Source organism: Acinetobacter bouvetii, assembly GCF_902753875.1.
Lineage (GTDB): Bacteria > Pseudomonadota > Gammaproteobacteria > Pseudomonadales > Moraxellaceae > Acinetobacter > Acinetobacter bouvetii_A.
The window spans coordinates 1-8,382 of record NZ_CADDTS010000029.1 but is presented as its reverse complement, the minus strand read 5'-3'; the positions used below and the strand labels follow the sequence as shown (position 1 = coordinate 8,382).

The window sequence follows — 8,382 nt, the reverse complement described above, 5'->3', positions numbered from 1 at the left end:
AGAATTATTCAACTAAATTTATTCGAAAGGAAGCTCTTAAGGTCACTCTTTCTGCCTGATAAAAAATGGCTAAAACAAGAAGAACCTCAATTGAGGTTCCTATTGTGATATTTGTGGGACAGCAGTGAGCCGAAGCTTCCTTTTTTATGCTTTTAATTACGCAGCTTCTTTAATTTCAACCGCATAATTTTTTTGTTTTTCAGCGTCGAATTGACCTTCCCATTTACTGATTACAAGCACAGCCAACGAGTTACCAATTACATTCAATACAGTACGAGCCATATCTAAAATACGGTCAATACCGGCAATAAATGCCAAGCCTTCCAGAGGAATACCCACACTGCCTAATGTTGCAAGTAATACAACGAAAGACACGCCTGGAACACCCGCAATACCTTTAGAGGTAATCATCAGGGTGAGTACCAAAATGATTTGCTGAGTGATGGTTAAATCAATACCGTAAAGCTGCGCAATAAAGATCGCTGCAATACTTTGATAAAGCGTAGAACCATCCAGATTAAATGAATAACCAATTGGAATTACAAAACTGGTAATGGATTTTGGAGCGCCGTAGGCTTCCATTTTTTCCATAATACGCGGTAAAACGGTTTCCGAACTGGCAGTGGAATAAGACAGAATCAACTCATCTTTTAGAATTTTAATAATTTCCCAAATACTAAAACCACAGAATTTAGCGACAAATCCTAAAATCACAAAGATGAAGAAGAAAATAGCGCCATAAACCAATAGAGCCAATTTCACTAAAGGAAGCAGAGAACTAAAACCGAAGTTTGCAACAGTTGCTGCAATCAGGCCAAATACACCGAAAGGTGCGAAAAGCATGATCATATGCGTTACTTTGAACATGGTTTCAGAAATCGCATGTAAAACGTCAATCAGCGGTTTCTTGGTTTCTTTCGCTAAAGACCCTAAACCAAGACCAAAGATCACAGAGAAGAAAATGATCGGCAACATATGCCCATCAGTCAGTGATCCAAAAATATTGGAAGGAATCAAAGATAAAACGGTGTTGACCAGGCCATGCGCGTGGCTACTCACTTCCTGTGTGGTTTGTTGATATTGAGAGATATCGGTTTGTGTCAAACTCGACATATCAATACCAGCACCAGGCTGGAATATATTGGCAGCAACCAGACCTACAATAATCGCTACAGTGGTAATAATTTCAAAGTAAACAATTGTTTTGAAACCAAGTTTACCCACATTCTGACCATGACTTGCATTGGCAATACCTAAAATCAGCATGGATACTACCAGTGGAATCACGATCATCTTAATCAAATTAATAAAGATTGCGCCCAAAGGACTCAGCAGATTATTAATCAGAGTTTCACGATACTCGGGAGAATAATGTAGAAAAGAGCCTACAAGCACACCTAAAATGAGCGCAATAACGATTTGCCAAGCAAGACTAATCTTAATCTTCTTCATGCTAAGCCCTTAAAATCAAATATTTAATGAAAAAAATGCTGCTATAACGCTGTCGATATCACATCGGCATGTTACGGGGAGCGTGGGAGTGAATAGCAAATGGTATTCAGGGAATATAAACAAAAGCGTATTTTGCATTGATTGGAGCATGCAATCTAACATTTTTCTTCATATTTTGACCGAATGGTTAAAAATATAGCTATTTTAGCGCTAAATTTAATCAAATTGTAAAGTTTTATTTAACAATCTTATGGTGACATACGCCAAAGATTATTTTTGAGCCTTTTTGCTGAGTCGGAAATAGGCCCAAACCAGACAAATGCTCCCAAAGGTGGCCAGATAGATCATTTTGGGAACGACCAGACTGGTGGGGACTCCCATTTGATTTAGCTGAATGAACATATGGATGCCTTGGGTAGAGGGCAGGGCTTGTCCCAGCCACTGTATCCACATTGGCATGGCAGCATGTGGCCAGGCAGTACCGGAGAGCAAAAATAGAGGAATGGAAGTACAAACAATGACATGCCCAACGCGTTCAGGCATATCAAAAAAGCTGGCAATCAGTAAGCTAAAACTGATCACACAGCCTATAAAAATAGGCACGGCGATCAGCATGCCGAAAAAGTTCCCACCATGCGGATAGTCATACAGCCAGAAGGTAAAACCAAACAGATAAAAGCAGCCCAAACAGCCGATGGTTAAAATGGCGGTAAAAATCCCCGCAATTTCGGTTTTGCTTGGCCGCCAGTTGCGTTCACGATAACCGGTAATCAGCATGCTCAAACCGAGCAGGATGGTTTGATGAATAATTAAAGGAGCAATGGCCGGGAAAATATAACTGCCATAACCGGAGGTAGTATTGAACAAAGGCACTTGATGGACTGACAGGGCAGGAGAGAAATGCGAGATATTGCCAAATTTTTCAGCCTGTTCTGCAATGGCATTTTCAATCGAGCTGGCCAGTCCCACACCAATCTGCTTGGTTTTTAAAAAATTGGCAGCACTTAAATATAGTCCTACACCTCCAGTTTCACCGCGGCGGATACTATTGGACAGATTATTCGGTAACAGCAAAATGCCATCGGCTTGCTGCTGCTTGATCATGGCTTCCGCTTCGGCAAAATTTCCGGTCACGGTTTTAATTTCGACATTCGGGCTTTTTGCCACAGCCGTAATAATCTGATTGGTGACGATGCTTTGTTCTTCATCCACAATCACAATGGGGATGGACTCGGCTTGCTGGGCTTTATAGGCAGTTGGATAGAAAAAGCTGTATAGAAACACCGACAGAATCAAAGTGGTCAGAATTGACTGATTGGCCAAAATATCCTGAAAGGTTTTGCCGTAATAATGCCACCACTGTTTCATACCTTTACTCCGTTCAGATATTTTTTAAGAAGTAACAGCGCAAACAGCAAATAAAACATCACGTAAAACGCTAAAAATAACAGTGGTTGCAGGGAAGAGGAGATCGGGCTGCCAATCACCCATTGCTCAGTCTGTAATTTTGCATAAGGGGTATAAGGAATAATATTGGCCCAGAACTTGGTAAAGAGGGGGGCATTGTTTAAGGGCAAAGTCACCCCGGCAAAGCTGAGTGATGAACCGCCATAGACTGCAATCAGGCCAAAGCTTTTGCTTAAGTTCTGGGTAGCTAAAACAATGCTACTGCTGATCAGGGCATAGGCTGAATAAAATAAAAACTGCCCAATAATAATCATCCAGAGTTGACCTGCGACGAACCAGCCCCGGATTTCAATCAGCCAGAACATCCATAGCCAGGTCCAAAAGCAGAAAATCAGCACATAGGTCAGGTTTTTTGAGACTAAGGCACTAAATAGTGAACCCTGTCCAATCCATTGTCTGGTCGTGGCAAATTTGAGTTCCTGCCCGACGGAAAAAGCCACACAGCAGCACAGTAACAAGTGCAGGATCGCTGGAATCATGTAGGGTTCGAGATAAAACTCATAATTGAGACTCGGATTATACAGCGGCGAAATTTTGACATTCGGGGTCGGCGCATTCAGATCAGGCAGATTATTTTCAAAATAGCTGTGACCCATGTAATCGGCAATTGCTTCTACGGTTCCCAGTAACATGGCAGAGGAAATGGTATTGCCGACACTAAAATAGCTTTGATTGAACAAGATACTGATTTCAGCGTCTTTGGCCTGAACCAGTCGTTGTTCTGCACCTTCAGGAATAATCAGATAGCCCCAGATTTTATTCTGGTTAAAGCTTTTTTCGACTTCATCCCGGTTTTCAGTAATGGTGCGGATTTCTAAAGATGAATTATGCGAGAGATATTTTTCAATATTTCGGCTGAGTTCACTGTGGTCCTGATCAATAATGGCAATGGGTAAATGTTCGGGCTTGCCTTGGGAAAACATGCTGCTAAATAAAAACACAATAAATACAGGCGCAAGCGTGACCAGACACAAGTCCCATTTATGTTGCAGTAAATAGCGTAATTCACGTGCGAAACCCGAAAACATTATTTCGCCTCTTTAATTTTAAAGAGTACGCTCATGCCAACTTTTAAATCGCTCATCGGCTGCGCAGGCACCAAATGCAATTTAAAGCTGCGGATGTCATAACCACCAGTTTGGCGTGTAGTTTTAATGGTGGCAAATTCACCTTCGGCATCAATGGTTTTAATCTTGAAGCTGGCTGTTTGATTCAGCGCAGGAATATAACCCTCTAAACTTTTAGCTTTATAGACTTGAGCATATTGATCTTCACGAATGTTCAAACTGACCCAGATATCGTCTTGAATAATACTGACCACAGGAACCCCCATGGCTACCAGTTCAGAGGCTTTGCCATAGGTTTTGGAGATGGTGCCATCAATCGGCGCCAACAGTTTTGTTTCTGCTTCCAAGGCATTGGCCTCGCTAACGGCAGCCTTGGCAATGTCGACCTGTGCATCTGCAGAAGTTTTTTGTTCCGGTGTACTACCGCGTTTGGCGCGGGCATATTGCTGATAAGAAGCTTCGGTCATTTGTGCTGCAGACAGGGCGGCGGCATGGACTTCATCACGACGCTGACGCGAAATCACACCTTCTTTAAACAGGTTGGCACTGCGCTGATAAGTGGTCTGGGCTAAGGCTTCCTGTGCTTTCATGGCCTGCCAGTTGGCATATAAACTGTCGATATTTTCCTGTTGGGAGCCACGTTCGGCAGTGGATTGCAGTGCCAGTGCCGATTGCAAGCTGGCTAAGGCCTGCTGTTTTTTGGCATCCACTTCAGGGCTGAAGAGTCGAACCAGTTCCTGACCCTTGGTGACTTTTTGCCCTTCATGCACATAGACTTCTTCGATACGACTTGGCACTTTGGTACTGACATGCAGGGTTTCCGCTTCAACCCGACCTTGTAATTCCACTTCTTTGGGCTGATAACTTTTCCATAAACCAAAAGCAATCAAACCCAGTAAAAGTAGCACTACCATTAAGCCCACAACTTTGATGGCTGTTTTATTTTTAGCGGGCTGCGGATCATTAGCGCTGATGGTATCGGCTGAATTTTGCCCGGTTTTTGCCGTCACTGTTTCCGCTGGCGCTTGCTGTTCCGGTTCAGCCATGGTATCGGCTTGAGGGATAGCATGTTCCTCTGATGAGGGCACATTTTTGTCTTGATCAGTGTGGTTTTGATCCTGATTCATTTATTCAATTGCCTCATCAATGTTAACGGATGTAATGGGTATTGGGTTGAGCAAGATAGCTTTGAAACTGGTCGATCGAGCCATGACTTTGCAATAATGTCGCTAGTGACATCACATATTTATAGGCATTCAGTGCCATTTCAGCTTTGAGACCACTTAAGGTATTTTGTGCATCAATCACCTGATTGGCAGTTCCCATATCTTCTTTAAAGGACAGGGTTTGAATGCGTAAATTTTCCTGCGCTGCTTTCAGATTCTGTTGCAGCAACTGGTCACTTTGTTGTGCTGTGGTGACTTCGCTATAAGATTTATAAATCAGGTTTTCTATTTCCTGCTTGGTACGCGCGGTCATCAGCTCAGAGGCATAACGCTGTAATTCGGCAGCCTGCACGCTTTTATTGTGATCGATGCCTGAAAATAGGTTGTAACGTGCTGCCACTCCGACAATCCAGTTCTGTTTGTCATCTAGGGTATATTCACCAAAAGCAAAAACACTGGGCTTTTTGGCAGCACTCTGGGCTTTGACGTTGGCATTGGCCAGTTGGGTATCCATCTGCATTTTGCGGATTAATGTCGATTGATCCGGAAAACTTTTGAGCAAGGCATTTAAAGACTGTGTTTGGTTCGAGTTAACAAACAGGGGCGTGCTCAAGTCGGTAATTTGACTGCTTTGCAGCAGGTTATTCAGTTGAAATAAACTGGCACGGTAACTGGCATCGGTATTTTGAAAACTGCGTTCAGCATTGTTTTGTGCAACTTCGAACTGCATACGTTGGCCTTTACTAATAAAACCTTGCTGTTCCAGTTTCAGCGCATTGCGGTAATGCGATTGCATCGCCTTCAGGTTGTACTGGCTAGAGGCTAACAGCTGTTTTTGCAATTGGGCATTAAAATAAGCCTGAATCAGCTCAAAACGCTGGGTGTCTTGTTGTTGTTGATTGCTTAACTGACTGCGTTCCGCATTGATATTGGCAATTTCTTTGGCGCTACTGGTCAGGCCTCCGGTATAAAGCGGCATTAGCAAAGAAACGGATGGGCGGATCACCTGATCATCCAAATCAACTTGTGAAGAATCAGGGATTAGTCCAACACCATTATGAATGGTTTGGTTCAAGCCATTTTGTAGTGGATCTGCCAGGCCTGATAAATTCGGATTTGCAGCTTGCCATTGATCAATTTGGCTGTTCACCCCATTTGACAGGGTTTGTTCGAGATTATTTTTTAATGCGCCCAGTGGCACATCGAGTTCATTATTAAAAGCATAGGCACGAACATTCAGATCGACACGCGGTAATCCTAGCCCTTTGACAGACTCCGCTTCCAGTTTGGAGGCCTGTTGCAGCGCTTGGCTCGCCTGCGTGCTATAGGAATTCTTTAAAATATTTTGTTCAGCCTGCTGAAAGCTGATGCTTTGCGCGAAACACGTCGAACTGAACAGTATTGAACTGAACAATATTGAAACATTAAAAATAGTACCATTCTGGGCACCATTCACTTTTTTATTGGTTTTACTTTTTTGTTTAGATCTACATAAACCTGAGGAGCACTGTAACATCAAATAGATTCTCCGTATCGTCAAGCCAAGTATAAAGCAATGATTCAGCAAATTCTTTTTATACAGCTGTGCATTTTTTTGATCGTGCCACTATGGTGTGTATCTTGAGCTTTATTGGCTATATTGTGTACAAATTACCATTATATTAATAGTCTGCTGACACTTCGTCTATGTTTGTGACTATGTGTTTTTACAGGATAAGAGGCGTGTAATACGAAATTCAGTCATTTTAAATGGATAGGTAGTGATTCCGGCCCTAATCTTAAGAATCGTCAGTTATTTACTGGCCGGTGAGCCATTTATTGAAATCATCAAACCGGCTAAAAGATCAGATCTTTATTGAAGTTTTAGCTTTAAATGTCCGACAGCATTGAAATATTTTCAGGATAAAATACTGCAAGCGCAGGCTATCTGTGGTTAAATGCCATCATTTTATTGTGTTTCACTCTGAAAGGAAAAATCATGCGCGCGTACAACTTCTGTGCTGGTCCTGCTGCATTACCTACTGCCGTTTTAGAAAAAGCTCAGGCTGAATTGCTTGATTGGCATGGCAAAGGTCTTTCGATCATGGAAATGAGCCATCGTAGCAAAGACTATGTTGCGGTTGCTGAAAAAGCAGAAGCAGATTTACGCAAACTCATGAACATTCCTGAGAACTATAAAGTATTGTTCTTGCAAGGTGGTGCTTCACTTCAATTCTCTGCAATTCCTTTGAACCTGTTGGGTAAAAACAGCAAAGCGGATTATATTCATACCGGTATCTGGTCTGAAAAAGCGCTGAAAGAAGCACAGCGCTATGGCAACATCAATGTGGTAGAAGCGGGTACCAGCATCAATGGTAAATTGGCCATTACTGAGCAAAGCACTTGGAACTTGTCTGATGATGCGGCTTATGTACACTATGCAGACAACGAAACCATTGGTGGCCTTCAATTTGCCGGCGTGCCTGAAGTCAATGCACCATTGGTGTCAGACTTATCTTCAAGCATTCTTTCAGCACCAATTGATGTGTCTAAATTCGGTGTGATCTACGCCGGTGCGCAAAAGAACATTGGTCCTGCCGGTTTAACTTTAGTGATTATTCGCGAAGATTTACTGGATCAGGCAAAACCTGAAATTCCAAGCATCTTGAAATATTCAGCTCAAGCTAAAAATGGTTCAATGGTGAATACACCATCAACTTATGCTTGGTATCTGTCTGGTTTGGTGTTCGAATGGTTGCTTGATCAGGGTGGTGTTGATGCGATCCATCAAGTGAACCTTGAAAAAGCCAAATTACTGTATGGTTATATTGACTCTAGCGATTTCTATGCGAATCCGATTGCAGAGCCAAACCGTTCGATCATGAACGTGCCATTCACTTTGGCCAATGCTGATCTGGATAAACTGTTCTTGCAAGAAGCTGAACAAAATCATCTTCTAAACTTGGCAGGTCACCGTTCAGTCGGTGGCATGCGTGCAAGTATTTATAATGCTGTGCCTTTAGAAGGTGTACAGGCACTGGTTAACTTTATGGATGACTTTGCAAAACGCAATGGTTAAACATTAAAGCTAAAAAGCCCGGCATGTGCCGGGCTTTTTTATTCCTTAGATTCTCAAATGAAGTGCAACAGAGATTAAATTATTGGAAGGAAGCAAGATGAGCTAGCATTTTGCTTCCGACCGACCAAAGTCAAAGTTGCATCATGAACTATACTCATCTCACTCTAGAAGA

The 8,382-nt window shown here is 42.5% G+C and carries 6 protein-coding genes; 1 reads left to right on the top strand and 5 read right to left on the bottom strand.

Going from position 1 to position 8,382, the window contains the following annotated elements:
- Positions 1-156 precede the first annotated feature (156 nt).
- The 5 genes from gltP to FB6_RS08590 all read right to left on the bottom strand — a co-directional run bounded on the left by gltP (position 157) and on the right by FB6_RS08590 (position 6,668).
- Complete coding sequence (gene gltP / locus FB6_RS08610; protein WP_174559616.1) at positions 157-1,452, bottom strand: glutamate/aspartate:proton symporter GltP; 1,296 nt, start codon at positions 1,450-1,452, stop codon at positions 157-159.
- Positions 1,453-1,722: 270 nt separating this feature from the next.
- The gene (locus FB6_RS08605; protein WP_174559615.1) at positions 1,723-2,820 is read right to left on the bottom strand and encodes an ABC transporter permease; all 1,098 of its coding nucleotides are present in this window, start codon (positions 2,818-2,820) and stop codon (positions 1,723-1,725) included.
- Complete coding sequence (locus tag FB6_RS08600; RefSeq protein WP_174559614.1) at positions 2,817-3,947, bottom strand: ABC transporter permease; 1,131 nt, start codon at positions 3,945-3,947, stop codon at positions 2,817-2,819. The genes FB6_RS08605 and FB6_RS08600 overlap by 4 nt, the downstream gene beginning before the upstream one ends.
- Positions 3,947-5,113 carry an HlyD family secretion protein gene (locus tag FB6_RS08595; protein ID WP_174559613.1) on the bottom strand — a complete coding sequence of 389 codons (1,167 nt, stop codon included), beginning with the start codon at positions 5,111-5,113 and terminating at the stop codon, positions 3,947-3,949. Before FB6_RS08595 ends, FB6_RS08600 begins: the two co-directional genes overlap by 1 nt.
- Positions 5,114-5,135: 22 nt before the next feature.
- Positions 5,136-6,668, bottom strand: a complete 1,533-nt coding sequence (locus FB6_RS08590) for a TolC family protein (protein WP_174559612.1) — start codon at positions 6,666-6,668, stop codon at positions 5,136-5,138.
- 462 nt (positions 6,669-7,130) lie between these two features.
- On the opposite strand from FB6_RS08590, the gene serC reads away from it, so the two are divergent.
- Complete coding sequence (gene serC / locus FB6_RS08585) at positions 7,131-8,210, top strand: 3-phosphoserine/phosphohydroxythreonine transaminase (RefSeq protein ID WP_174559611.1); 1,080 nt, start codon at positions 7,131-7,133, stop codon at positions 8,208-8,210.
- Positions 8,211-8,382: the final 172 nt, after the last annotated feature.